This is a genomic window from Pseudaminobacter salicylatoxidans (assembly GCF_003148475.1).
Taxonomy (GTDB): Bacteria; Pseudomonadota; Alphaproteobacteria; order Rhizobiales; family Rhizobiaceae; genus Pseudaminobacter; species Pseudaminobacter salicylatoxidans.
The window spans coordinates 1-24,602 of sequence record NZ_QGGG01000003.1; the positions used below are offsets into that span (position 1 = coordinate 1).

Sequence of the window (24,602 nt, forward strand, 5' to 3'; positions counted from 1 at the left end):
CTACGTGCGGCTGAAAATCACAGGTCGCCGCCTCAACGAGCCGCCCCGACGGCGAACGCCGCAGATGGCTCAATCCTTAAGTTAGCGCTTATGGGTGCAAGGCCCCGCAGCCAATGTCGCCTCCGAGCAGAAGAGGATGCTTTGCAGCTTGCTCCACTGCACCCATTTGACGGAACCGAAAGCGAGCCAGTCAGGCGCGATGCCGGATTGAACTCGTAGCTCGAGCGACTGCGGCATGACAGCCGAACTGGTCACCTCCGTGCTTTTGCCGAGAAACGGGTTGTCCGGTCTGATGAACCCCGGAATCTGCCTCAGATCCAGCGTTCCGTAAACCTTGTCCAGCTTGACCTCGGAATTGTAGACGAGGCTCGCGCGCAGTGCGATTTCGGGAATTTCGTAAGCCGTTCCGATGCGCCAGCCCGTCCCGTTGGCGGCCATGTCCAGCCGACCGATACCATTTCCGAAAAGATTGCTGCCGGTCATCGTCGGAACCGGCGCTACAAGGCGCTCCTGGAAGCCGTCCAGTTCCTGATAAGAAAGCCCGCCAAGGAAGCGAAGCTGGCCAGGCCCAACCTGGAACTTGTAGGAGCAGGTCGCCGCGTAGCTGTGGCTGTTGACCTTGGTTTCGACATTGTCATTGGCGCCCATCCAGTTCGGGCCGGGATCGCTATGGACGCCCCACGGCTGGGAATAGTTCGCGAGACAATCGATGTTTTCACCGAAGCCCGCCTTGAAGCCAATGCGCGGTATCCAGTAGTCGGACGCCGGCTTGACGCCATTCGCGGGGCCGCCGCCGATCCCGTTCGAGCCGATGCCGTTGTCCGGATTGGTGTCGCGGACGTTGTTCAATTTTCGCTGAGGGTTGACATAAGTTGCCGTCGCTTCCGTCGCGAAGCCCGGTTCGAACAGCAGATCGATGTTGTAACCGTCCCGCTCAAGACCTCCTGCGCCGGCTGTCCCCGACCATAAAACAAAGGCAAGGCCCGCACCGAGAAATGCGCACGGACGCAACAGTGTCATTCATGTGTCTCCCCGAATTGATGACCGAGCTAGAACCATTTCCGCATCGGGCTGCAACCGGGTTTTTCGACGTCCCGGGCCAAAGTGAAAATGCGAGGCCGGACGCAGCTTTTTGCTAGGGTTCGGAAAGGAAAGAAACTGCAGGTTTCCTATTAAAACATGCCTAATAAATGGGCATTCGCGGCCGAGAAAAGGCGCCAAATCAGCATTATCAGTTCAGAATCATGCGCTTGTTGCATAGCAGCAACATCAGGCAGAAAGTTCCTGGCCGGCCATGACCCGGTGTGCCAGCGCCGCCCTGCCGAGGCAGCTTGCCGCCCCCGGAAGGGTGGCAAGCAGAATCATCCATCCCGCCGTCAGCCCGCTTCGCGAACCCGCGCCAGGGCGAGATTGAGCCGCTCCTGCGTCTCCTGGAATTCGGCAAGCTTCTCGCGTTCACCCGCCACCACTTCGGGCGCGGCGTTGGCAACGAATTTTTCGTTCGACAGCTTCTTGTGAATGCGGGCGACCTCGTCGGTCACCTTGGCCAGTTCTTTTTGCAGGCGTGCGGCTTCCACCTTCAGGTCGATCAGGCTGCCCAGCGGCAGACACGCCGTCGCCTCGCCGATCACGATCTGCGCCGAGCCCTTTGGCGCGGCCTCCGCAAAGGTGATTTCCTCGACGCGAGCCAGCCGCTTGATCGCCTGATCCTGACGTGCAAGCCGCTCGCGGGTCGCCTCGTTGGCGCCCACCATCGCCAACGGCGCCATGGCGGCCGGAGGCACGTTCATTTCGGAACGCACCGAGCGGATGCCTGTGACCAGATCGACCAGCCAGTTGATTTCGGCAGCCGCCTCGGCGTCTTCGAAGGAAGGCTCGGGCCACGTGGCGTGGCAGATCAGCGAGGAACGCTCCTGCCCCTCACCCGCGGTAAGCGCCCACAGTTCCTCGGTCATGAACGGCATGAAGGGGTGCAGCAGCTTGTAGATTTCGTCGAGCACGAAAGCCGCGACCGCGCGGCTTTCCACCTTGGCCTGCTCGTCATCGCCCATGAAGACCGGCTTGAGCAGTTCCAGATACCAGTCGCAGAACAGGTTCCAGACGAATTTGTAAGCCGCCCCAGCCGCCTCGTTGAAACGGTAGCTGGTGAGGCCTTCCGTCACCTCGCGCGTGGCGCGCGACAGTTCGGTCAGGATCCAGCGGTTGACGGTCAGCCTGGCGTCCTGCAGCCAGAATTCGTCGTTGCGCTCCACGCCATTCATCTGGGCAAAGCGCGTGGCGTTCCACAGCTTGGTGCCGAAGTTGCGATAGCCGGCGATACGGGCCGGGTCGAGCTTCACGTCGCGGCCCTGTGCGGCCATGATAGACAAGGTGAAGCGCAGCGCGTCCGCACCATATTCATCGACCAGTTCCAGCGGGTCGATGACGTTGCCCTTCGACTTCGACATCTTGGCGCCGTTCTTGTCGCGAACCAGCGCATGCACATAAACCGTGTGGAATGGCTCCTCCTGCATGAAATGCAGGCCCATCATCATCATGCGAGCGACCCAGAAAAAGATGATGTCGAAACCAGTGACCAGCACGTCGGTCTGGTAGTAGGTTTCCAGTTCGGGCGTCTTGTCGGGCCAGCCCAGCGTCGAGAACGGCCACAGCGCCGACGAGAACCAGGTGTCCAGAACATCCTCGTCGCGCGTCAGGATATCGCCTGGCTGGAAGTTCTCCAGCTTATCCTCGACCCAGGCCTTCCACGGGCCTTCCAGCGCCAGATAGTATTCGACCGCCGCGTCAAGGGCTTCCTCCTCGCTCTTTTCCACGAAGATGTGGCCATCGGGACCGTACCAGGCGGGAATCTGATGGCCCCACCAGAGCTGGCGCGAAATCGTCCAGGGCTGGATGTTCTCCATCCAGTCGAAATAGGTCTTTTCCCAGTTCTTCGGAACGAAGTTGGTGCGGCCCTCGCGCACGGAGGCGATGGCCGGCTTGGCCAGCTCGGCCGCGTTCACATACCACTGGTCGGTCAGGAAAGGCTCGATCGGCACGCCGCCGCGATCGCCGTGTGGAACCGTATGGCGGTGCGGCTCGATCTTGTCGAGGAACCCGCCCTCTTCCATGATCTGCACGATCAGCTTGCGCGCCTCGAAGCGATCCATGCCCTGAAGCTGGTCCCACACGCCTTCGCGCATCGGCGTGACTTCAAGGCCCTCAAGGAAGTCCTCATTATCCTTGATGTTTATCGTCGCTTCGGTCGTCAGTACGCTGACGGCGCGCAGCTTGTGCCGCTTGCCCACCTCGAAGTCGTTGAAGTCGTGGGCCGGCGTGATCTTGACTGCACCGCTGCCCTTTTCGGGGTCGGAATACTCGTCCGCCACGATCGGGATGCGGCGGCCGACCAGCGGCAACACCACATTCTTGCCGATGAGATGCTTGTAGCGCTCATCGTCGGGGTGGACGGCAACGCCGGTGTCGCCCAGCATGGTTTCAGGCCGCGTGGTGGCGACGGTGATATAGGTGTTCGGATTCTCCGGATCATAGGTTTCACCCTCGATCGGATAGCGAAAGTGCCAGAGGTTGCCATTGACCTCGATCTGCTCCACTTCCAGATCGGAGATGGCCGTCAGCAGCTTGGGATCCCAGTTCACAAGGCGCTTGTCCTTGTAGATCAGGCCCTGCTTGTAGAGCGTGACGAAGACTTCCAGAACCGCCTTCGACAGCCCTTCGTCCATGGTGAAGCGCTCGCGCGACCAGTCGCAGGATGCGCCGAGCCGTCGCAACTGGTTGAAGATCGCGCCGCCGGATTCGGCCTTCCATTCCCAGACCTTTTCGACGAATTCCGCGCGCGTCAGATCGCGGCGATGGATCTGCTGTTCCATCAGCTTGCGCTCGACCACCATCTGGGTGGCGATGCCGGCATGGTCCATGCCCGGCTGCCACAGCACGTTCTTGCCGCGCATGCGCTCGAAACGCACCAGCACGTCCTGAAGCGTGTTGTTGAGCGCATGGCCCATATGCAGCGAACCGGTGACATTGGGCGGCGGAATTACGATCGAGAAGGCTTCCGCACCCGGCTTGGAACCGGCTCCGGCCTTGAAGGCATCGGCCTCTTCCCAGAGTCTGGCAATTTTCGGTTCGACGGTCTTGGCGTCGTAAGTCTTCTCAAGCATGGGAAATCGATCCGTTTGTGCGGAATTTTGTACTCCGGTGTAAATCGGAAGGGCTCTGGCAAGTCAACAGCAGCAGACTGCCTGCCTGCGCTCACTTCACGCCTACCGTACCGCCTGAGTGCCGAAAGACACCGGCCAGCTGCCTTATGTTGGCGATTGGAGCATGCGCGTAAAGGGTCGGGCGGCGTCAAACCGCTCCGCCAGGCAGCAGCCAAAGACGGCCGCCATCGATTGCCTCCTTGAAAAGAGGCTATTCCAGGTGCGAAAAATCCAGGTTGGGACTCAGCCGCCGCGCGCGACGCGCTCAATCTCCTCGCGCACAAGGCGCTCGACCAGCGTAGGCAGGTTGTTGTCCAGCCATTCCTGCAGCATGGGCCGCAGCATTTCGGCGGCCATATCGTCGAGACTCTTGCGGCTGCGCGCGGCAAAGGCTTCCGACAATTCACCGAAGGCGGCAGCCACCTGCCGTCCGGTATGCTCCGAAATGATCGCAGGCCTGCCGGGTTCAGGCGTTGCGGCCTGTTCGGATGCAGGCGCGGAAACGGGTTGGTCAACGCGCGATTCTTCCGGCTCAAGCGGCATTTCCCGCAGCGCGGCCGTCAGTTCGTCGTCATAAGCGGCTTCGGGCTCCGGTCGCGAGGGTTGCATCTCGGCGGAGGCTTGCACCTGCGCGGCGCTGCTGCTCCATTCCGGCTCAACCTGGGTCGGATTCATCGACTCCTGTCGGTCTGCTGCCACCGCTTCGGACGCCAGCGCCGCTTCAGCCGCAAGTTCGTTTTCCGCGTCGGAAAGGCTCGCCTGCACCTCGGACAGCGAGGATGATTTGTAAGGATCGGTTGCGCGCGCCGCGCGCAACTCGGCGCGGAAGGCATCAACCTCGATCACGGCATTGTCGAGACGGGTATCCGCCGCTTCGCCGGTCGCCTCGTCGGGCCCCTTGCGGACGCTGTCGCTGTCTTCGATGATCCTGCGGATGGAGGCCAGTATCTCCTCCATCGAAGGTTCGCGCTGTACGCTGCTCGTCTGTGCCATCGTCACGTCCGCCGCCCCACATTCCAGGATCGTTCGCGATCCAGCCGCGAACGAATCAACCTGCTCTAACGTAGCGCGCTGACGGGAGTCCGAGAATCCCCAAAGTCGGGGCACTTTCGATTTCAACAGATTAGAAAGGAATCGTGAACATGAAAAAGGGCGCCCGAAAGCGCCCCGATTCGAAACACGATCCCGTCGAACTCAGCGACCGTCCGGCGTGCGCAGGCCGAACCACTTGTCCTTGACGGCCTTGTAGTGCTCTTCCGGCTTGTATTCGGCCACCTGCAATCCCAGCCGCGACGCATAGAGCTGACCCGTCGCCTGCAGAATGCCGTAGCTCGCCACGACAAGCTGGTTCTGCGAATTGGCAAGGTTGATCTGCGCGGTGATGACATCCTGCTGCGAGGTCAGCACGTCCAGCGTGGTGCGCTGGCCGACATTGCGCTCCTCGATGACACCGTTCAGGGCGAGCTGCGCGGCCGAAATGGCCGTGCGGTTGGCGACCACGCCTTCGCGCGCGGAATTGTAGGCCGACCACGCCGAAGCGACGGCAGCGCGAACCTGATCGCGCGCCACATCGACCTGGATGCGCGCCTGGCCGAGCGATTCCTTGTTCTGTCGCACCTGCGCCGATACACGGCCACCCTGGTAGATCGGCACCGTCAAGGTCGCGCCGATCTGCGCGGCGTTGTAGCTCTGGTTGCTCACCCCCGGCAGGCCGGTATTCGGATTGATGCCGTGGCTTTCCTGAAAATTGCGCGACATGGAGGCCGAGCCGGAAAGCTGCGGGAGCAACTGGCCTTCGGCCGACTTGACCGCAAAACCAGCAGAATCGACCAGATGCTGGTTGGCCAGAATCGCCGGGTGGCGCGCGGAGGCTACCGCATAGGCCTGATCGAGGCTCTTCGGCAGCATTTTTGCCAGCGGCGACGCGGCATTGAGCTTGCCCGGCTGGTCGCCAACGATCTGGCGATAGGTCGCCTCGCTGACCGCGACCTGCGCCCGCGCGGCCGCAAGCTGAGCCTGACCGTTGGAAAGCGCGGCTTCCACCTGCGCAACGTCGGTGCGCGTTCCCTCACCCACTTCGAGACGCGAACGCGCCGCACGAACCTGTTCGTCGAGGAATTTGAGATTCTGCTCGCGCAGGACGGCTATCTGTCGGTCACGAATGACGTCCATGTAAGCCTGCGCGGCACCAAACAGCGTGTTCATTTCGCTGTTGCGCAGATTTTCGTTCGCGGCGAACACCTGCGATTCGGCACCCTGCACGTTGTTGTAGGTCTGGAAACCGTCGAAAAGCGTCTGGTTCAACTGCACGGCAAAGCTGCTGGCAGTGATGCGCGTGCCATTGTTCGATGTATAGCTGAAATTGCCGACACCGGTCACCGTCGGGCGATATCCGGACTTGGCGATGGCGACGCTTTCGTCGGTCACGCGTACGCCGGCACGGCCGGAATTCAGTGTGGAATTGTTCTGATACGCCTTGGACAGCGCGCCCAGAATGGTTTCAGCCGAACCCGAATATGTGGAGAGCGCGGTGGCAGACAAAAAGACGGCGGCAAAAATGCCTTTGCGTACAAATGACACGACTTATCCCTCATCCGTTTCAGTAGGAGCCGCATCGATTCGGCGAGCCGGGCGCCCGCTTCGTTGATCCGTCAATGCTCCCTGCTGACCCCTCTTCCCCCACTCAAAGGCACGAGTACTCAGCAATGATGATTCGACATTAAGCCACCACGGCAGCGAGGCAGTCGCAAGACATTCCCATCAAAATTCGAAAGTATGAACACGTTCGAATCCGGGCAGTGGCCGAATTGCCGCATTAAATGCCCTGCGGCCGGTGACAACGCCAGTAGTCTTTAAAAACAGACGAGCAACACCGGCGTTACCCAGGCCCTCGACCGCCACCAGGCGACCGCCATCCTTGAGCTGCTCGAGCAGTGCCTGCGGCAGTTCCTCGATCGCGCCATTGATGAAAATGGCATCGTAAGGCGCCTCGGCGGCGTAACCGTCCTGCAACAGGCCCTGCACCACCGCGACATTGTCGTAACCGAGATGCGAAAGCGTTGAGGACGCCTGTTCGGCAAGCACCGGGTCGCTTTCCAGCGCCACCACCGAACTTGCCAGACGCGACAGCACCGCAGACGAATAGCCGGTGCCGCAGCCGATATCGAGAACGAAGTCGGTGGAGCGAATTCCCGCCAGCTGCGCCAGCTTGGCGAAGGGCGACGGCTCCATCAGATAGCGCGCCGGCTTGCCGGGTTCGGCCGGCGAAATCTCGATATCCTCATCGATATAGGCAAGTTCGCGCCGCCGGGCGCTCACAAAAGCCTCGCGCGGCACGGTAAGCATGGCCTCCAATATGGCGGTGTCCGTCACGTCGGTTGTGCGGATCTGGCCGTCGACCATTTTCACGCGCTGTTCGGTAAAATCAGTATCCATGCCCAAAACAACCCGTCTCGGCGCCAGAGATGCGCATTTCATTGCGGGTAGAACGGCAGATCCCGAATCGGATCACGGCAGCAGATTGGAGGCCTCGCCCGGAATCGAACCGGGGTGCAAGGATTTGCAGTCCTCTGCGTAACCACTCCGCCACGAGGCCTCGCCGCTGCCGGCGCTCTACGCGGGTTCAATATGTTAGCCCCTATCGCGCGTCAAGCCGCTCGCATCCATTCTGAACAAAATCCCCCGCCTCGTTCCGAATGGCCACTTTTCCGTCGTATCGGCTCGGCCATGCCCGGCATACCGTCACCGGCAAGAGCGACGTATGCGTAAAATCGGGGCGATCCCTAGGATCGCCCCGATTGCAGGTTTCGGTCGCTTAACGGCCAGCCACGATGCCCGCGATGATGCCCGAGGCCAGGTTGACCAGCATGTAATTGTTGTCGACGCGCACCCACTGCTGCCCGTGACCGGGGCGCTTCAGTCCATGGCGATGATAGTCGCGCACCGCGGGGCGACGCTTCCAGTCCGACAGTCGCTTGCCCTTGCTCCAATGGGACCGATAGTGCTTCTTCTGGACCTTGTGCGGAGCAACCGGCTTGTGCGCCGACGGCCGATGCGCGGAAGGCTTGTGGCTCTGGGCGTTCTTGTGGCGATATTCCACCTGATGCCCATAGCCCTGCGCCTGCGCCGCGACCGGCGCCACAAGGATGGAGAGTGCGGTAAAAGCAAGGGCGATGCGCTTCATTGGGAGGTTCCTTTCCTGATTGGATAAGGCGACCCTAGCGTCCGCCCGATGAACGCAAACTGAATGGAAGAATTACATTTCCGTAATGAAATCCGTATCTTGACGCATGCGTTTCACAAGCAGGCGCCGACTGGCCTCGCGTCCGTTCAATCGCGCTTCCCGTTCCGTTGCCACCAGCGCCCCAGCTTGACCGCGCCCTTGCGACGGTAGCGGCGTACCAGCGCGAACTCGTAGGAAAGCACGAGCAGACCGACGGGAATCATCCAGAAACCGAGAATCGGCAAAAATCCGAGAAATCCAAGAAATGTGAGACCGATGCCCAGCGCGATGCGCTTGCCGCGCGATTCCGGCAGCGGGATCTCGCGCCCGAGAATCGTGATTCTGCGGCGCGGCGTATTTTCGTCGGTGGTTTCGGGGTCCGCCATCAGCGTCCTGTCTGCTTTTTCACGTTGAAACGGATACCAAGCCGGTGCCAGCCACCGGCGATGCAGCCCTCATATGAGATATTTACGCCTGTTTTCGAGAGCGGCGCAGAAATTTCGGGGAAAATGCATTTTCGCGCTTTGCAAAGCTGAAAGGGGTTTGCTATAGGCTGCCTCGTTCACATGAGCGCTGTTCCCCGGTAGCTCAGCGGTAGAGCAACCGGCTGTTAACCGGTTGGTCGCTGGTTCGAATCCGGCCCGGGGAGCCATTTTCTAGCAAGTGCTCAATTGAATCTCACTTTCATCTGGAATCGACTGACCACCCTCAAGATGCCTTGCGGGAAGAGGCGAGGAATAACCTCAGTCGGGCGCTACGCCATAGCTGGGCCTTTGGCTGCGGTCACAATCGCCCCCCTCCGCGTTCCCTTCTCCCACCTCACCGTCGGCTTTTGGTGTTTAACCTGACTCCCCGTGTGGCCCGTGAAGGGATAATGCGGGTTCAGTAAGGGTCCCTCGTTTTCGCGGGGCTTCGGGCAGTTCAACCTTGAGATGCGGGCGATTTACCGTGTCGATGAAAGGAACCTGACGTGAAAAAGCTTTTCCTCGTCACGACAGCGCTTTTCGCCATCACGACCGTCGCGGTTGCCGGCAGCAACAATGGGAACGGAAACGGAAACGGAAACATCGGCTCCTTCAACGGCAACAACAGCGGTAACGGCAACACGGGCTCCAACAACGGCAACTTCAACGGCAACAACAATTGGGGCTCTTTTTTTGGCAACAACTGTGGCAATTACGGCTCGTCGTTCGGAGGTAATTTCTGCGGCAACGACAACAGACCAACGCCAAAAACCAACAAGCGCCGCAACGACAATGACAAAGGCTAGCTGGGAAGCCTGATAGGGCGCGCCGAACACCGCTGAAGAACACCGAACGGACTGACCTCCATTTGCAACTCCACGTTGGCCAGGCCGTCGGATGGTGACAATGTGGCAGGGCTTCCACTTCGGCACATCTCCCAGGCATAAGGTCTGCGTGCCCGTATGCAGGACGTTTTCCTGCAATCGAAACTTAAAATCCTAGCTATTCCATTGAGCCTTTTGAAAACGCTCTCGAGCAATCTTGCGACTCGGGAGGGCGAATGGAGGCTCAACGTGAACTCGGATTTCGCCGTAGCAAGGCAATTCTTGGAAAAAGCAGAGCAGAGCTTGTGCGGACGCGACACCGCAAGCCGTCAGTTGCGAGAAGCCATCGAATTGTTGGTGGAAGCGGTGCTGACGGCAGAGCATACCGCGCCGCGAGGCGAAGTGGTGATGTTTCCGGCTCAAAAGCGCTCCAACATACGATAAGGACGATCCGCGCCGGGCGGCCGGTATTCCATGACGGGACCCGGCCCCTGTCCCGGCGTGCCTGGCACGTCCTTCCATAATATCCATGCGCGCCTCCCGCACGCGAAACCTGCATCCACATCTGGGGCGGCTTCCCTCACGCAGAAGTGACGCCGCCAGGCTGCTGGCCTAATGGCGCTCGGCTTGTTTCAGCCAGGAAGCGGCGACATATCGGCGCCGCTCATGTAAGTATCACTGGTCGGCGCGGCCGTGCCGGCCAGCTCAGAATGCCCCGGATAGTTTCGTGAATCGCACCATTCCGCTCATTCTCGCGGTCGCCCTTTTCATGGAGAACATGGATTCGACCGTCATCGCGACCTCGCTGCCGGCAATCGCGGCCGACATCGGTACAAGCGCGATCGCATTGAAGCTGGCGCTCACTTCCTATCTGGTATCGCTGGCGATCTTCATTCCGGTGAGCGGCTGGATGGCCGATCGATTCGGCGCGAAAAATGTATTTCGCGCCGCCATCGCCGTCTTCGTGCTGGGCTCGATCGCCTGCGCCGTTTCAAACTCGCTGGCCGCCTTCGTGCTTTCGCGCTTCCTGCAGGGCATGGGCGGGGCGATGATGACACCGGTGGGCAGGCTGGTGCTGATACGCTCGACGCCCAAGCACGATCTGGTCGCCGCAATGACGTGGCTCACCATCCCGGCGCTGGTTGGGCCGCTGGTCGGCCCGCCCGTCGGCGGCTTCATCACCACCTATTTCAGCTGGCACTGGATTTTCCTGATCAATGTGCCGATCGGTATCATCGGCATGTGGCTTGCCACGCGATTCCTGCCGCAAACCGAGACGACCGGCGCACCGCCGCTGGATGCTCCCGGTTTCATCCTGAGCGGCATTGCGGCTTCCGGCATCGTCTTCGGCCTTTCCGTTGTCAGTCTGCCCGCCTTGCCGCCCATCATCGGCATCACCACCGTGGTGATCGGCCTGATCGCCAGCGTGATCTATCTGCGGCATGCCAGGGTTGCGCCGCATCCCCTGCTGGCGCTTTCGCTGTTCCGGAATCAGGTGTTCCGCTCGGCTGTCGTCGGCGGCAGCCTGTTTCGCGTCGGCATCGGCGCAGTCCCCTTCCTGCTGCCGCTGATGCTCCAGATCGGATTCGGGCTGACGCCATTCCAATCGGGCATGATCACCTTCGTTTCGGCACTCGGCGCCATCGGCATGAAGCTCGTAACGGCCTGGGTGTTCCGCAGGTCGGGCTTCCGGCAGGTGCTCATCTTCGGCTCGCTGATCTCGGCGGCGACCATCGGCGTCTACGGCTTCTTCACGCCGGAGACCTCCTATCCGCTGATGCTGTCCATCCTGCTCGTAGGCGGCTTCATCCGCTCGATGTTCTTCACCGGCGTCAACGCGCTCGCCTATGCCGAAGTCAGCGAAGCCGACACCAGCAAGGCAACGCCCATCACCGCCGTTTTCCAGCAGATCAGCATTGCGCTGGGCGTGGCGATAGCGGGCGGCATATTGGAAGTCTGCACACAGTTCCACGGCGGCCCACTGGTCTTGAGCGACTTCCACATCGCCTTCTATCTGGTCGCGGCGATTTCGGCTGCGGCCTCGCTGTTCTTCATCGGGCTTCCCGCAGATGCTGGCAGCGCTGTTTCGGGGCACGGCGGGCGCACCGGCCGGCCGTCGGAAACGCAGCCGCCGGCAACCTCGTCGCGACCGCTTGCACGCAACCGTTCCAAGTGACCCGGAAGGCTTGCCGGCGGGAAGCTACCCCTTGAAATCCTTGGCCAGCAGGTAAAGCTCGGCCGATTCGTCGCGTGAGGCCGGCGGCTTGACGTGATGGACGCTACGGAAGCTGCGTTTCAGCCGGTTGAGCAATTCCGCCTCGGTGCCGCCCTGGAAGGTCTTGGCGAGGAAATGCCCGCCCGGCTTCAGCACCGACATGGCGAAATCGGCCGCCACTTCGCACAGATGCATGGTGCGCAGATGGTCGGTGCGCCGATGGCCGGTGGTCGGCGCCGCCATATCCGACAGCACGATATCCGGTTCGCCGCCCAGCACCTCGATCAGCTTTGTCGGCGCTTCGTCGTCCAGGAAATCCATCTCCAGCACCAGCGCACCCGGCACGCCATCCATGCCCAGATAGTCGATGCCCACCACATGCGGCGTTTCCGGCGCCGATTTCGTGCGTGCCGCCGCCACCTGGCACCAGCCGCCGGGCGCCGCGCCCAGGTCGATCACCTTCAGGCCGGGTTTCAGCAGGTTGTAGCGGTCATCTATCTCGATCAGCTTGTAGGCTGCGCGCGAGCGATAGCCCTCGGCCTTGGAGCGCTGCACATAGGGATCATTCATGTGCCGCTCGAGCCAGCGCCGCGAGGATTCCTTCAGGCCGCTCTTCTTCTTGATCTTGGTTCTGAGAACGCGGCTCGCGCCCGTCTTGTCCGGTTTCTTGTTCATGGGCGTGATCCGTTTCGCCATTGGCGGCGCCAAACGCCGTCATCGGCCATCAATTCGCTCAATATGCCCTCCCGCAGGCCGCGATCGGCTACGCGCAGGCGCTCCGAAGGCCAGACCCGCCGAATTGCCTCCAGGATCGCACATCCCGCCAGCACCAGATCGGCGCGATCCGCCCCGATGCAGGCATTGGCGACACGAGCCTGGAAATCCCAGCCGAGCAGCTTCTCGATCATGCTGTCAACACTGGCATTGTCCATCCAAAGGCCATCCACGCGGCGGCGGTCATAGCGCTCCAGCCCCAGATGGACGCCGGCCAGCGTCGTCACCGTGCCGGACGTGCCGAGCAGATGGAAGCGCGAGCCCTTCATCAGATGGCGTATGCGGTCGCGTTCCTTGAAGGCGGCAAGCAGCGCGGCGACATCGTCCACCATGGCCGCGAAAGTCTCGCGGGTAACGTTACGCCCGCCGAATCGCTCGGCCAGCGACACCACACCGACGGGCAGCGAGGTCCATGACACGATGTGGTTGGCGAGCCGTGGAGAACGCCGGCCGGACAGGTCGATCAGCGCAATCTCCGACGAGCCGCCGCCGATGTCGAACAACACCACCCCGCTGGTATCGCGCTCGACCAGCGAGCCGCAGCCGGAAACCGCAAGCCGCGCTTCGGTCTGCCGGTCGATGATTTCCAGCTTCAGCCCGGCCTCGCTCTCCACGCGCGCCAGAAATTCGGCGCCGTTTTCGGCGGATCGGCAAGCCTCTGTCGCCACCAGCCGTGCGCCGCGGATGGGACGGCTGCCCAGCTTGTCGGCGCAAACCTTGAGCGCCTCGACCGCCCGGTCCATCGCGGCCTGCGAAAGCCGGCCGCTGCCGCTCAGTCCCTCGCCAAGGCGCACAATCCGCGAGAATGCGTCGATGACACGGAACTGGCCCGGCCGCCCCGGCACCGCGACCAGCAGGCGGCAATTGTTCGTGCCGAGGTCCAGCGCGGCGAATATCGGCAGGTCGCCGACATCGTGGCGACGCACCGGTTCGGCCCGATGTTGCGTCGATGCGGTCCTGTGTTCGCGCACCGGCATCGGTGCAGCGCGACGCGCACCGGCGGGTTCCGGTTGTTTTGGCATCGCGCCCTGCCCGCTTGCCGAAGGCTGGCCGGGCTGCTGGCCGTCGCGCGCAAAAACCTTGCGGCCGCGCTTGCGCTTGCGGCGCTTCTTGCCCTTGTGAACGATATGCTGCGGTGCATCGGCCTTCGATTGCCCGGCGGCGTTTCGATGACCCGGCGCCCTTCTCTTCGGGCTACCCGCCTGGTGCGCTCGACCGCCACGCGACGGCCTGCCCACTCTGGACGCACCCGCTTCCGGCGACCTGGCGCCAGCTTCGGGGTCTTCCACCTGCAATGTCCCTCTTGCGCCGCGCGTACTGGAACAGACGCCGCATGCGCATCGAATTTTTCAGTTGCACCAAAGATAACAGCGCTGCGTTCGATCACCAAGCCCGCCGTCGAAAAATCGCATCCGGACGCTCCCGGATCGTCCTTCACGGTTGAACAGCCGGCTTTGATCAGGCATTCCTGAAATAGCAATATTTCTGCGGTGCCGGTCCCGGCTCCGTTCCCCGCACGCCACGAGAGAGGAGAACCCCGCAGGTATGGCCGCAACGCAATGACTTTGAAAAAAATCATCTGGCCCGCGATCGGGCTCTCCGCCGTCGCCTTCTCCGTATGGCTGCTCTACCATGAACTGCGCGGCATCTCGATCGAGGATGTCGGCGATGGACTGGCGGCGATACCGCTGCACCGATGGCTGCTGGCGGGAGTGAGTTCGATCGTCGCCTATATCGCACTGGCCGGCTATGACCGCATTGCGCTCAGTCATCTCGGCAAGCGGATCTCCTTCCTTTTCATCACCATCTGCTCCTTCACCACCTATGCGCTGTCGCACAATATCGGCGGCTCGGTGCTGTCAGGCGCGGTCATCCGGTATCGCGCCTATGCAACAAAGGGGCTGACCGGACAGGAAATCGGGGTGCTGGTCGCGCTCTGCTCCTTCACCTTCGCGCTGGGAGCGCTGCTTCTTGGCTCCTTGCTCCTGATCGGGGAACCGGAAGTGCTGGAGCGATTCGTCGACATCCTGCCGATCTCGGCTTCACGCACCACGGGTTTCGTGCTCCTGGCGCTGATAGGCCTCTATGTCTTCGGAAGCTGGCTGCAGTTGCGCCCTTTGCGACTCGGCAGCCTGCAGATTCACTACCCCCGCCTGTCCATCGTGGCGCAGCAACTCATCATCGGGCCGATGGAATTGATGGCCGCTGCCGCGATCATCTATTTTGCGCTGCCTGCCGAGGGAAATCCCGGCTACTTCATCGTGCTTGGCGTATTCGTGGTCTCGTTTTCGGTGGCGCTGCTGTCGCATGCGCCGGGAGGGCTCGGCGTTCTGGAAGTGGTTTTCCTGGCCGGCCTTTCAGACATGGATCCGGTAAGCGTGCTCGCCGCGCTGGTGGTGTTTCGGCTTTTCTACCTCATCGTTCCCCTGATTCTCGCGCTTTTCGTTGTGCTGCTGTTCGAGAAAAGCCAGTTCTCCCGGCGCGTGTGAAAGCGTATGTGAGGAAACGTGCATTGAAATGCGTTCGGCCCTTGACTATTTAGCGCCCATGGCTAAAACGCACCGCACAAGACAGCAACTGCTGTCGACGCGGCGACATTGTCCTTCGACAAGCCGTTGCTGGGGAATAGGTTAACGGTAGACCAGCGGACTCTGACTCCGTTAGTCCTGGTTCGAATCCAGGTTCCCCAGCCAAAAGTTCTCCAGTCCCTCCGACCATTTCTCCAACAATATCGCATGTCCGGAATCAGGGTGTCGCGTCCCGCGCAAATTGTTGCCACATAGCGCATGCAAGGCGGCGGGCATGAAGCCAGCGGTACAAGTTTTTCTCGCAATATCGGTATGTGCCCTGACGGCGGGATGCGCCACGCCGCCCGGCGCCATCGAAGCCAAGCCCGTAACTGCCGACCGCTTCGGCGATCTGGACTGCCCTTTGCTCATCACCGAGCGCGACCGCCGCATCCAGATTCGCGATCTGTTGGCAGATGCACAGACCGAGCGCTTCCGCGCCGATCTCATCAGCGGCGCATTGACCGGCCTCACGCAATCCATGGTCAACTCACCACGCGAACGTGAGCAAAAGATCGCCGAGGTCAAAGGCGAGATCATCGCGCTCGACCAGCAGATACTGGCAAAGAGCTGCATAATTCGGTTGCCGCCGCAGCCCACGGGAGGTTGACAGCGGCCGTGAGCGCCTGAATAGCACGTCACGGTTACGGAAGCGGGTCTTTTTCGCATCAGCGTGCGGGGCAACGTGCGCCCCGCCACACTTCTCGGCTGTTCCCCCGCGACGGGGTAAGCGTGCGCTACTGCGCGGCGTTCTTCAGCATGAAGCGCTGGATCTTGCCGGTCGCCGTCTTCGGCAGCGCCTCGATGAATTTGATCGAGCGCGGATATTTGTAGGGCGCGATCGTCTGCTTGACGTGATCCTGCAACGCCTTGACCGTCAGGGCATCGGCGGCAACGCCTTCGGCCAGAACCACATGCGCCTGCACGATCTGGCCGCGTTCCTCGTCCGGTGCGCCGATGACGGCGCATTCCGAAACGAAGGCGTGGGCGAGCAATGCTGCCTCCACCTCCGGGCCTGCAATGTTGTAACCGGCCGAGATGATCAGGTCGTCGGAGCGCGCGGCGAAATGGAAATAGCCGTTCTCGTCCTGATAGAAGGCGTCTCCCGTCAGGTTCCAGCCGTCACGCACATAGGTCCGCTGCCGCTTGTCGGCGAGATAGCGGCAGCCCGTGGGGCCGCGCACCGCGAGCCGCCCCACCTCGCCGCGTGGCTTCTCGTTCATGTCCTCATCGACGATCTTCGCCTCATAACCACCAACGGGCTTGCCGGTCGAGCCTGGCGCGGAATCGCCCAGCCGGTTGGTGATGAAGATGTGCAGCATCTCGGTGGAGCCGATGCCGTCCAGCATCGGCTTGCCGGTCTTTTCCATCCAGGCGTCGTAGATCGGCGCCGGCAGCGTCTCGCCAGCCGAGACGGCCACGCGCAGCGAACTCAGGTCCGCCCCCTCCTCCATCGCCGCCAGCATGACGCGGTAAGCGGTGGGCGCGGTGAAACTGATGGTCGCCTTGTAGGTCTCGATGATCTCGATCATCTTCGGCGGCGTGGCTTGCTCCAGAAGCGTTGCGGCCGCGCCGAAGCGCAGCGGGAAGATTGCCAGCCCGCCAAGACCGAAGGTGAAGGCAAGCGGCGGCGAACCGACGAAAATATCCTCCGGCGTGACCGAAAGCACTTCCCTCGCGTAGGCATCGGCGATGATGAGCAGATCGCGATGGAAATGCATCGTCGCCTTGGGCTCGCCGGTCGTGCCGGAGGTGAAGCCAAGCAGCGCGACATCGTCACGGCTTGTCGGCACCGCGTCGAACTTCACCGGCTTGTCGAGCGCGATGCGGTCGAGCTCGGCGTCGTGATTGGCGGTGCCATCGAAGCCGATCACCTTCCTGAGGAATTTTGAGGTCTTGGCGCAGGCGACCATTTCGTCAAGGATGCGGGTGTCGCACAGCGCGAACTCGATTTCCGCCTTGTCAACGATTTTCCCAAGCTCGCCAGCGCGAAGCATCGGCATGGTGTTGACCACCACGGCGCCCGCCTTGGTGGCGGCGAGCCAACAGGCGACCATGGCCGGATTGTTGGCCGAGCGGATCAGCACGCGATTGCCCGGCTTGACGCCGTAGTTTTCCACCAGCGCGTGCGCGATGCGGTTCGACCAGTCGGTCAATTCCTTGTAGGTGCGGCGGCGGCCGTTGCCGATCAGTGCGACATTGTCGCCAAAGCCCTTGGCGACCATGGCGTCGGTGAATTCGACGCCGGCATTGAGGGTTTCGGGATAGTCGAAGCCGTCGAGCAGCAGGTCGGGCCACTGCTCCATCGGCGGCAGGTTGTCACGTGTAAAGGTGTCGGTGTGCGCCGATGGTCCCAGCATTTTGTTATCCTCCCGCCAGTGTCTGCCTGGCTATTATGACTTTCTGCACGTCGGACGCGCCCTCATAGATGCGCAGCGCCCGAATCTCCCGATAAAGGCTTTCAACGACGCTGCCCTTGCGCACGCCGTCGCCGCCATGAATTTGAACCGCCTTGTCGATCACGCTCTGGGCGCGGTCGGTGGCGTAGAGCTTGGCCATCGCCGCCTCGCGGCTGACGCGCGGCGCACCGGAGTCCTTCAGCCAGGCGGCGCGATAGACGAGAAGGGCCGACGCATCGATGTCGAGCGCCATGTCGGCAATATGGCCCTGCACCATCTGCAAATCGGACAGCGGCGCACCGAACAGTTCTCGCGAGGTGGAACGCGACACCGCCTCGTCCAGCGCACGACGCGCAAAACCGAGCGCGGCCGCAGCGACAGTGGAGCGGAAGACGTCGAGCACCGACATGGCAATCTTGAAACCTTCACCCGGCTTGCCAAGCATGGCTGATTTCGGGATTCGGCAGTTCTCGAAAGACAGCCGTGCCAACGGATGCGGCGCAATCACTTCCAGCCGCTCGGCGATCGACAGGCCCGGCATGTCTGCCGGCACGAGGAAGGCCGAAATACCCTTGGCGCCCGGCGCTTCGCCGGTGCGGGCGAAGAGCGTGTACATGTCGGCGATGCCGCCGTTGGAAATCCAGGTCTTTTCGCCGTCGAGCACGTAAGATCCGCCATCCTCGCGTGCCGCCAGATCGAGATTGGCGACATCCGAGCCGGATTTCGGCTCGCTCAGCGCAAAGGCCGAAAGAGCCGCCCCCGCGCGCGTGCGGCTCAGCCACTCGCGCTTCTGTGCGGCCGTACCGAACAGCGAAATCGCGCCGGTGCCCAGCCCTTGCATGGCAAAGGCGAAGTCGGCGAGGCCATCATGGCGCGCCAGCGTCTCGCGGATGATGCACAGGCTGCGCACATCGAGCACGCTGCCCACGTCATCCGGATCGACGGCCGAATATTCGAGCCAGCCGCCCTCGCCCAGTTTGGCCACCAGTTCGCGGCAGGCGGCATCGACGTCGCTATGGTCGATGCCGGCAAGATTGGCAGCCGCCCAGCGGTCGAGTGCATCGGCGAGGACGCGGTGGCGCTCCTCGAAGAAGGGCCAGTTCAAAAAGCTGCGGTCGGCCATGTCAGTCGCCCTTGAAGGCCGGCTTTTCGCGCGCGACGAAAGCGTCGTAGGCGCGCTTGAAATCCTGCGTCTGCATGCAGATGGCCTGCGCCTGGGCTTCAGCCTCGATGGCCTGCTCGATCGACATGGACCATTCCTGGTTGAGCATGGTCTTGGTCATCATGTGCCCGAAATTCGGGCCCTCGGCGAGACGGCGGGCCAGCGCGATTGCCTCGGCGTCGAGCGCGGCGGCATCGACGATGCGGTTGTAGAAACCCCAGCGCTCGCCTTCGTCCGCGCTCATGGTCCGGCCGGTGTAGAGCAGTTCGGAAGCTCTGCCCTGACCGATGATGCGCGGCAGGATCGCACAGGCACCCATGTCGCAGCCGGCAAGGCCGACACGGGTGAACAGGAACGCCGTCTTGGCCTCTGCCGTGGCAAGACGGATGTCGGATGCCATGGCAACGATGGCGCCAGCACCGACGCAGACGCCATCGACCGCGGCAATGATCGGCTTGCCGCAAGTGATCATGGCTTTCACGAGGTCGCCGGTCATGCGGGTGAAGCGCAGCAGGCCCTTCATGTCGAGGTCGAGAAGCGGGCCGATGATGTCGTGCACGTCGCCGCCAGAGCAGAAATTTCCACCGTTGGAGCCGAAAACCACCGCCTTGATATCGTCGGCATAAACGAGCGCGCGGAACACGTCGCGCAATTCGGCATAGCTGTCGAAGGTGAGCGGATTCTTGCGCTCGGGCCGGTCGAGCGTGACCACCGCGATGCCATCCTCCACGCGCCAGCGGAAATGCTTCGCGACGTAACCCGCCATATCAGTCATGATCACCAACCCTCTCGGTCTGTTTGTGCGTGCGGCCCACGACATCAAGTATGCCGATCACCTGCTCGCAGTCCTCCGGCGCCAGATCCGCCAGGATTTCGCTGACCCAGCGCGCATGCGCCGTCGCCATCTTCGCGAACTCCTCCTGCCCCTTTCGGGTGAGGCGCACGAGTGTGGCGCGCTTGTCGCCTTCCACCGGCACGCGCAGCACCATGCCGTCACTGACGAGGCGCTCGATGATGCCGGTGACATTGCCGTTGGACACACGCAGCGCCGCCGACAGCTCGCTCATCTTCAAACCTTCCTCGAAACGGTCGAGCGCGGCAAGAACGTCGAAGCGCGGCAATGTGGTGTCGAACTCGGCGCGCAGGTTTTCGCGCACGATCTGCTCGACGATCTTGGTAATCTTCAGCAGTTTCAGCCAGACGCGCACGCGCGGCCGAACCGGGCCGGAAGCCATCAATTCGTCTGGCAGACGCACGCTCATATCTCGCCTCCCGATACCGACAGGGCCTGTCCGGTGATGGAGCCCGAATGCGGACCGCACAGATACATCACCGCCTGCGCCACCTCTTCCGGCAATACGAAGCGGCCTTGCGGGTTGCCGGCCGTCAGCGCGGCCTCGGCTTCCTGCCGGCTCTTGCCGGTCTTCTGCATAATGTTTTCGATGGAGCGTTCGAGCATCGGCGTCAGCGTGAACCCCGGACAGACGGCGTTCACGGTAATGGCCGTTCCGGCCAGTTCAAGCGCCAGCGAGCGTGTCAGCCCGATCACGCCGTGCTTGGCCGCGGCATAGGCCGAAACATAGGCATAGCCCTTCAGTCCCGCCGTGGAGGCGACCGCGACCAGCCGGCCCTCGCCGCGCTTCAGCATGCCGGCGGCCAGCGCCTGCTGGAAGGTGAGGAAGACGCTGGTGAGGTTGACATCCATCATCCGCTTCCAAAGGTCGAGCCCGGTGCGGTGATAAGGGGCGCTTTCGGCTGCGCCCGCATTGGCGATGACGATATCCAGATCGCCGACTTCGGCGGCGATCTTCCCGAACAGCGCCTTGAGCGAGGCTTCGTCTGTCACGTCGGCGGTCATGCCGACGATGTTCCTTGCGCCCTTCGCCACGTCCTCCAGCGCTTCCATGCGACGACCGGAAACCACGACAGTCGCGCCGGCATCGGCCAGCGCGCGGGCTATTGCCGCGCCCATGCCCGAGCCACCGCCGGTTACCAATGCGCGCTTTCCGGCAAGATCGCTCATACGGCGCGATCCTGTGCCGCAATCTCGGCGGCGCGTTCGGCCAGACGCTGAAGCTGATCGCGACCGGGCAGATACGGATCAGGCCATGCCTCTTGCCTGTCGCCCAGCGCGGCGGCCGCCCGCAGCGTCCAGTAGGGATCGGTCAGATGCGGACGGGCAAGGCAGACGAGGTCGGCACGGCCGGCAAGCAGGATCGAGTTGACATGGTCCGGCTCATAGATATTGCCGACCGCCATGGTGGCCATGCCGGTCTCGTTGCGGATGCGGTCGGAGAACGGCGTCTGGAACATGCGGCCATAGACCGGGCGCGCGGCCCTGGTGGTCTGGCCGGCCGAGACGTCGCAAATATCGACACCGGCTTCCTGAAAGACGCGCGCGATCTCCACCGCCTCCTGCGGCGTCACGCCTTCCGGCCCCACCCAGTCATTGGCCGAGATACGCACCGAGATCGGCTTGTCTTCGGGCCACACCGCGCGGATCGCATGAAAGATTTCCAGCGGATAGCGCATGCGGTTTTCGAGCGAACCGCCATATTCGTCGGTGCGGTTGTTGGTGACCGGCGTGATGAAGGACGACAGCAGATAGCCGTGTGCGGCATGGATTTCGAGCATGTCGAAGCCGCAGCGATCCGCCATTTGTGCCGCCGAAACGAACTGGTCGCGCACCAGATTCATATCGGCGCGGGTCATCGTTTTCGGCGTCTGGTTTTCCTCCGACCATGGCAGGTCGGAGACCGACAGCAACGGCCAGTTGCCATGCTCCAGCGGCTTGTCGGTGCCTTCCCAACCGACGCGGGTCGATGCCTTGCGGCCGGCATGGCCGATCTGCGCGCAGATTTTCGCTTCCGTCTCGGAATGCACGAAATCGACTATGCGCTTCCAGGCAACCTCATGTTCGGGCGCGTAGAAACCGGGGCAACCGGGCGTGATGCGCCCTTCGGCGCTGACGCAGGTCATCTCGATATAGAGCAGCCCCGCACCGCCCTTGGCGCGCTCGCCATAATGCACGAGGTGCCAGTCCGTCGGCGTGCCGTTCACGGCCTTGTATTGCGCCATGGGCGAGACGACGACGCGGTTCTTCAGTTCCATGCCGCGCAGCCTGAACGGCGCGAACATCGGTGCGCGGCGCGTGCCCTGCTGGGCACCCGCATGTTCCTGGAACCAGCCTTCGGCCCCCTCCAGCCAGTCCTTGTCGCGCAGGCGCAGGTTTTCATGGCTGATGCGCTGCGAGCGGGTCAGCAGCGAATAGTTGAACTGCACCGGGTCGAGATGGAAATAGCGCTCCACCTCCTCGAACCATTCCAGCGAGTTACGCGCCGCCGACTGCAGGCGCAGCACCTGCACGCGGCGCTCGTCCTCATAGCGGGCGAAGGCGGTTTCGAGCGATTTTTCGGTATGCACATATTCGGCAAGGGCGACCGCGCTTTCCAGCGCCAGCTTGGTTCCCGATCCGATCGAGAAATGCGCGGTCGCCGCCGCGTCGCCCAAAAGCGCGACATTCTTGTAGGACCAGCGCTTGCACAGCACGCGCGGGAAATTCAGCCAGGCCGAACCGCGGATGTGATTGGCGTTGGTCATCAGCGCGTGGCCGCCGAGATGCCTTGCAAAGATGCGCTGGCAGACCTCGATGCTTTCCTGCTGGCTCATATCGCCGAAGCCGAACTTGTCCCAGGTCTCGGTGCTGCACTCGACGATGAAGGTCGCCGTGTCGTCGTCGAACTGGTAGGCGTGCGCCCAGACCCAGCCGTGCTCGGTCTCCTCGAAGATGAAGGTGAAGGCGTCATCGAACTTCTGGTGCGTGCCGAGCCACACGAACTTGCAGGCACGCACGTCGATATCAGGCTCGAAATGCTCGGCAAATTCGGTCCGCGTGCGCGAGTTCAGCCCGTCGGCGGCGACAACCAGATCATATTGCTGGGCGTAGGCCGCGACATTGTCGATATTGGTTTCGAAGCGCAACTCGACGCCCAGTTCGCGCGCCCGCGCCTGCAACAGAAGCAGCAATTGCTTGCGGCCGATGCCGCAGAAGCCGTGACCGCTGGAAACGGTCTTGGTATCCTTGAAGTGAACGGCGATGTCGTCCCAATAGGCGAAATGCGCGCGGATGGCGTCGGCACTCACCGGATCGTTGGCGGCGAGATTGGTCAGCGTTTCATCCGAAAGCACGACACCCCAGCCGAACGTGTCGTCGGGCTTGTTGCGCTCGACCACGACGATTTCCGCCGAGGGATCGCGCAGCTTCATGCTGATGGCGAAATAGAGACCGGCCGGGCCACCTCCGAGACAGGCGATTTTCATCGGCAATTCCTCCTGATGCGAAAGGATGGCACCGGGTCGCCATAATTTCAAGTATGAAGTTTCAAGCTTGAAGTTTTTTCGACAAGGATGAATTCTGCCTTGCGCAACTGGCAGGGACCGACGGATAAGATGCGGAACTGTTAGAAAGACGTCGAAATCGGGGGAGAGCATGTCGGCAAGCAGGATCACGGATTGGGACAAGGCCTATTCGAACACGATCTACATTCCCGAAGGCCCCGACTATCCGGCGAAATGGGAGGTTGCCGCATCGGCATTTCGCGACGAAATGCGGGATGCCGGGCGCTTGCGCGAGGACATTTCCTACGGCCCGCACACACGCAATCGCTACGATCTCTTCCTGCCGAAGGCCGGGGCCAGGGGCCTCGTGGTCTTCGTGCATGGCGGCTTCTGGATGGCCTTCGACAAATCGGCATGGTCGCATCTAGCAGCCGGCCCGCTCGCACATGGCTATGCCGTGGCGGTGCCCTCCTACATACTGACACCTGAAGCGCGCGTCTCCGACATCACAAGGCAGATCGGCGCGGCCATCGCCGCCGCCGCCCGCGAGATCGATGGCCCCTTATACATAGCCGGTCATTCCGCCGGCGGCCATCTGGTCAGCCGCATGACCACCGCCACATCTCCGCTTCAGCCCGACCTTGCCGCGCGCCTGCGCAAGACCGTCTCGATCTCCGGCCTGCACGACCTTCGTCCCCTGCTGAACACCGAAATGAATGAAACGCTGCGCCTCGACATTGCCGAGGCACATGCGGAAAGTGTGGCACTGCTCGAACCGCTCGACGGCATCGACATCACCTGCTGGGTCGGCGCCGACGAGCGGCCCGAATTCCTGCGCCAGAACCGGCTGCTCGAAAATCTCTGGAGCAGCTTCAATATCGAGATTTCGAGCGTAGAGGAAGCTGGTCGACACCATTTCGACGTGATCGAGGGCCTTGCGGACCCCGATCACAGGCTGGTGCGGACCCTGCTCGGCGTGTAAGAGACGGGAAGAAGCCGCCCAGCTTCCCGCCTGGACACAATGAGAATGTCATCGGCGGTCGGAAATTCGAGTCAACACAGCGCCTTGCACCGGAAGCCTGAAGCGTCGGTCGAGCCCCGTGTCAGGAGAAAGCCATGAAAACCGTATTCGTCCAACTGCAGTGCGTGCCCGGCCAGACCTATGCGGTAGCCGACGAACTCTATGAACGGGAGGTCGCTTCCGAACTCTATTCGACCAGCGGCGATTACGATCTCATGATGAAGATCTATATCGAAGACGACGTCGATATCGGCAAGTTCATCAACGAAAACGTGGCCAATGTGCCCGGCATCGTGCGCTCGCTGACCACGCTGACCTTCAAGGCGTTCTGAGCGGACGGGCTCCGCGCGCCCATAACACCAAGCAAAAAAGCCGCCGGACCGGTTCGACCCGGTTCGGCGGCTTTTGATTGTGCCC

Annotated in this window: 22 protein-coding genes and 3 tRNA genes; 9 read left to right on the top strand and 16 right to left on the bottom strand. The window is 62.1% G+C overall.

Annotated features, from left to right (window positions below):
- Positions 1-81: 81 nt before the first annotated feature.
- From C7441_RS04870 to C7441_RS04905, 8 genes are all read right to left on the bottom strand, one after another.
- Positions 82-1,020 carry an outer membrane protein transport protein gene (locus C7441_RS04870; protein ID WP_109611939.1) on the bottom strand — a complete coding sequence of 313 codons (939 nt, stop codon included), beginning with the start codon at positions 1,018-1,020 and terminating at the stop codon, positions 82-84.
- A 356-nt stretch (positions 1,021-1,376) separates the two neighbouring features.
- Complete coding sequence (locus C7441_RS04875; RefSeq protein ID WP_109611940.1) at positions 1,377-4,160, bottom strand: valine--tRNA ligase; 2,784 nt, start codon at positions 4,158-4,160, stop codon at positions 1,377-1,379.
- 282 nt (positions 4,161-4,442) lie between these two features.
- The gene (locus C7441_RS04880) at positions 4,443-5,198 is read right to left on the bottom strand and encodes a PopZ family protein (RefSeq protein WP_425326562.1); all 756 of its coding nucleotides are present in this window, start codon (positions 5,196-5,198) and stop codon (positions 4,443-4,445) included.
- A gap of 195 nt (positions 5,199-5,393) precedes the next feature.
- Complete coding sequence (locus C7441_RS04885) at positions 5,394-6,779, bottom strand: TolC family outer membrane protein (protein ID WP_019170486.1); 1,386 nt, start codon at positions 6,777-6,779, stop codon at positions 5,394-5,396.
- Between the two features lie 180 nt (positions 6,780-6,959).
- Positions 6,960-7,634 carry a protein-L-isoaspartate O-methyltransferase family protein gene (locus C7441_RS04890; RefSeq protein WP_109611942.1) on the bottom strand — a complete coding sequence of 225 codons (675 nt, stop codon included), beginning with the start codon at positions 7,632-7,634 and terminating at the stop codon, positions 6,960-6,962.
- A gap of 86 nt (positions 7,635-7,720) precedes the next feature.
- A tRNA-Cys gene (locus C7441_RS04895) sits at positions 7,721-7,794 on the bottom strand.
- A 219-nt stretch (positions 7,795-8,013) separates the two neighbouring features.
- A complete protein-coding gene (locus C7441_RS04900; protein ID WP_109611943.1) occupies positions 8,014-8,382 on the bottom strand; it encodes an RcnB family protein in 369 nt (122 codons plus the stop codon).
- A 146-nt stretch (positions 8,383-8,528) separates the two neighbouring features.
- A complete protein-coding gene (locus C7441_RS04905) occupies positions 8,529-8,807 on the bottom strand; it encodes a hypothetical protein (protein ID WP_019170489.1) in 279 nt (92 codons plus the stop codon).
- Positions 8,808-8,998: 191 nt separating this feature from the next.
- Between C7441_RS04905 and C7441_RS04910 the strand changes: the two genes are divergently transcribed.
- From C7441_RS04910 to C7441_RS04925, 4 genes are all read left to right on the top strand, one after another.
- Positions 8,999-9,073: transfer RNA gene (locus tag C7441_RS04910), tRNA-Asn, on the top strand.
- Positions 9,074-9,391: 318 nt separating this feature from the next.
- On the top strand, positions 9,392-9,691 hold the full coding sequence (locus tag C7441_RS23950) for a hypothetical protein (RefSeq protein ID WP_170125016.1): 300 nt from the start codon (positions 9,392-9,394) through the stop codon (positions 9,689-9,691).
- A 156-nt stretch (positions 9,692-9,847) separates the two neighbouring features.
- On the top strand, positions 9,848-10,153 hold the full coding sequence (locus C7441_RS04920) for a hypothetical protein (protein ID WP_109611945.1): 306 nt from the start codon (positions 9,848-9,850) through the stop codon (positions 10,151-10,153).
- A 283-nt stretch (positions 10,154-10,436) separates the two neighbouring features.
- Positions 10,437-11,885: an MFS transporter gene (locus C7441_RS04925; protein WP_109611946.1), complete on the top strand. Its 1,449-nt coding sequence runs from the start codon at positions 10,437-10,439 to the stop codon at positions 11,883-11,885.
- A gap of 24 nt (positions 11,886-11,909) precedes the next feature.
- Here C7441_RS04925 and C7441_RS04930 read toward each other — a convergent pair whose 3' ends face one another.
- Positions 11,910-12,599, bottom strand: a complete 690-nt coding sequence (locus tag C7441_RS04930) for an RlmE family RNA methyltransferase (RefSeq protein ID WP_109612180.1) — start codon at positions 12,597-12,599, stop codon at positions 11,910-11,912.
- A complete protein-coding gene (locus C7441_RS04935) occupies positions 12,596-13,987 on the bottom strand; it encodes a Ppx/GppA phosphatase family protein (protein ID WP_109611947.1) in 1,392 nt (463 codons plus the stop codon). The genes C7441_RS04930 and C7441_RS04935 overlap by 4 nt, the downstream gene beginning before the upstream one ends.
- Before the next feature lie 270 nt (positions 13,988-14,257).
- Here C7441_RS04935 and C7441_RS04940 point away from each other — a divergent pair, with 270 nt between their 5' ends.
- The 3 genes from C7441_RS04940 to C7441_RS04950 all read left to right on the top strand — a co-directional run bounded on the left by C7441_RS04940 (position 14,258) and on the right by C7441_RS04950 (position 15,875).
- Positions 14,258-15,187, top strand: coding sequence for a lysylphosphatidylglycerol synthase transmembrane domain-containing protein (locus C7441_RS04940; RefSeq protein ID WP_109611948.1), 930 nt, complete (start codon positions 14,258-14,260; stop codon positions 15,185-15,187).
- 130 nt (positions 15,188-15,317) lie between these two features.
- Positions 15,318-15,391, top strand: a tRNA-Gln gene (locus tag C7441_RS04945).
- 109 nt (positions 15,392-15,500) lie between these two features.
- Complete coding sequence (locus C7441_RS04950; protein ID WP_109611949.1) at positions 15,501-15,875, top strand: hypothetical protein; 375 nt, start codon at positions 15,501-15,503, stop codon at positions 15,873-15,875.
- A 127-nt stretch (positions 15,876-16,002) separates the two neighbouring features.
- On the opposite strand, the gene C7441_RS04955 is transcribed toward C7441_RS04950, so the two are convergent.
- Genes C7441_RS04955 through C7441_RS04980 form a run of 6 tightly spaced genes read right to left on the bottom strand, consistent with a single transcriptional unit; the run spans position 16,003 to position 23,146 of the window.
- Positions 16,003-17,625: an AMP-binding protein gene (locus C7441_RS04955; protein ID WP_109611950.1), complete on the bottom strand. Its 1,623-nt coding sequence runs from the start codon at positions 17,623-17,625 to the stop codon at positions 16,003-16,005.
- A gap of 4 nt (positions 17,626-17,629) precedes the next feature.
- Positions 17,630-18,787, bottom strand: a complete 1,158-nt coding sequence (locus C7441_RS04960) for an acyl-CoA dehydrogenase family protein (RefSeq protein ID WP_109611951.1) — start codon at positions 18,785-18,787, stop codon at positions 17,630-17,632.
- A gap of 1 nt (position 18,788) precedes the next feature.
- Entirely contained in the window at positions 18,789-19,601 is an 813-nt protein-coding gene (locus C7441_RS04965; protein ID WP_109611952.1) for an enoyl-CoA hydratase family protein, read from the bottom strand.
- Entirely contained in the window at positions 19,594-20,088 is a 495-nt protein-coding gene (locus C7441_RS04970) for a MarR family winged helix-turn-helix transcriptional regulator (protein ID WP_109611953.1), read from the bottom strand. Before C7441_RS04970 ends, C7441_RS04965 begins: the two co-directional genes overlap by 8 nt.
- Complete coding sequence (locus tag C7441_RS04975; RefSeq protein WP_109611954.1) at positions 20,085-20,849, bottom strand: SDR family NAD(P)-dependent oxidoreductase; 765 nt, start codon at positions 20,847-20,849, stop codon at positions 20,085-20,087. The genes C7441_RS04970 and C7441_RS04975 overlap by 4 nt, the downstream gene beginning before the upstream one ends.
- The gene (locus tag C7441_RS04980; protein ID WP_109611955.1) at positions 20,846-23,146 is read right to left on the bottom strand and encodes a bifunctional salicylyl-CoA 5-hydroxylase/oxidoreductase; all 2,301 of its coding nucleotides are present in this window, start codon (positions 23,144-23,146) and stop codon (positions 20,846-20,848) included. Before C7441_RS04980 ends, C7441_RS04975 begins: the two co-directional genes overlap by 4 nt.
- Positions 23,147-23,315: 169 nt before the next feature.
- Between C7441_RS04980 and C7441_RS04985 the strand changes: the two genes are divergently transcribed.
- Both C7441_RS04985 and C7441_RS04990 read left to right on the top strand, forming a co-directional pair.
- A complete protein-coding gene (locus C7441_RS04985; RefSeq protein ID WP_109611956.1) occupies positions 23,316-24,146 on the top strand; it encodes an alpha/beta hydrolase in 831 nt (276 codons plus the stop codon).
- A gap of 134 nt (positions 24,147-24,280) precedes the next feature.
- Positions 24,281-24,517, top strand: a complete 237-nt coding sequence (locus C7441_RS04990) for an Lrp/AsnC ligand binding domain-containing protein (RefSeq protein ID WP_019170502.1) — start codon at positions 24,281-24,283, stop codon at positions 24,515-24,517.
- The last annotated feature ends 85 nt before the right edge of the window (positions 24,518-24,602 follow it).

Coding starts and splice junctions, on each gene's coding strand:
- C7441_RS04870 (WP_109611939.1), bottom strand. CDS start 1,020: ATGACACTGTTGCGTCCGTGCGCATTTCTCGGTGCGGGCCTTGCCTTT.
- C7441_RS04875 (WP_109611940.1), bottom strand. CDS start 4,160: ATGCTTGAGAAGACTTACGACGCCAAGACCGTCGAACCGAAAATTGCC.
- C7441_RS04890 (WP_109611942.1), bottom strand. CDS start 7,634: ATGGATACTGATTTTACCGAACAGCGCGTGAAAATGGTCGACGGCCAG.
- C7441_RS04900 (WP_109611943.1), bottom strand. CDS start 8,382: ATGAAGCGCATCGCCCTTGCTTTTACCGCACTCTCCATCCTTGTGGCG.
- C7441_RS04905 (WP_019170489.1), bottom strand. CDS start 8,807: ATGGCGGACCCCGAAACCACCGACGAAAATACGCCGCGCCGCAGAATC.
- C7441_RS04920 (WP_109611945.1), top strand. CDS start 9,848: ATGCAGGACGTTTTCCTGCAATCGAAACTTAAAATCCTAGCTATTCCA.
- C7441_RS04930 (WP_109612180.1), bottom strand. CDS start 12,599: ATGAACAAGAAACCGGACAAGACGGGCGCGAGCCGCGTTCTCAGAACC.
- C7441_RS04940 (WP_109611948.1), top strand. CDS start 14,258: ATGACTTTGAAAAAAATCATCTGGCCCGCGATCGGGCTCTCCGCCGTC.
- C7441_RS04950 (WP_109611949.1), top strand. CDS start 15,501: ATGAAGCCAGCGGTACAAGTTTTTCTCGCAATATCGGTATGTGCCCTG.
- C7441_RS04955 (WP_109611950.1), bottom strand. CDS start 17,625: ATGCTGGGACCATCGGCGCACACCGACACCTTTACACGTGACAACCTG.
- C7441_RS04960 (WP_109611951.1), bottom strand. CDS start 18,787: ATGGCCGACCGCAGCTTTTTGAACTGGCCCTTCTTCGAGGAGCGCCAC.
- C7441_RS04965 (WP_109611952.1), bottom strand. CDS start 19,601: ATGACTGATATGGCGGGTTACGTCGCGAAGCATTTCCGCTGGCGCGTG.
- C7441_RS04970 (WP_109611953.1), bottom strand. CDS start 20,088: ATGAGCGTGCGTCTGCCAGACGAATTGATGGCTTCCGGCCCGGTTCGG.
- C7441_RS04975 (WP_109611954.1), bottom strand. CDS start 20,849: ATGAGCGATCTTGCCGGAAAGCGCGCATTGGTAACCGGCGGTGGCTCG.
- C7441_RS04980 (WP_109611955.1), bottom strand. CDS start 23,146: ATGAAAATCGCCTGTCTCGGAGGTGGCCCGGCCGGTCTCTATTTCGCC.
- C7441_RS04985 (WP_109611956.1), top strand. CDS start 23,316: ATGTCGGCAAGCAGGATCACGGATTGGGACAAGGCCTATTCGAACACG.
- C7441_RS04990 (WP_019170502.1), top strand. CDS start 24,281: ATGAAAACCGTATTCGTCCAACTGCAGTGCGTGCCCGGCCAGACCTAT.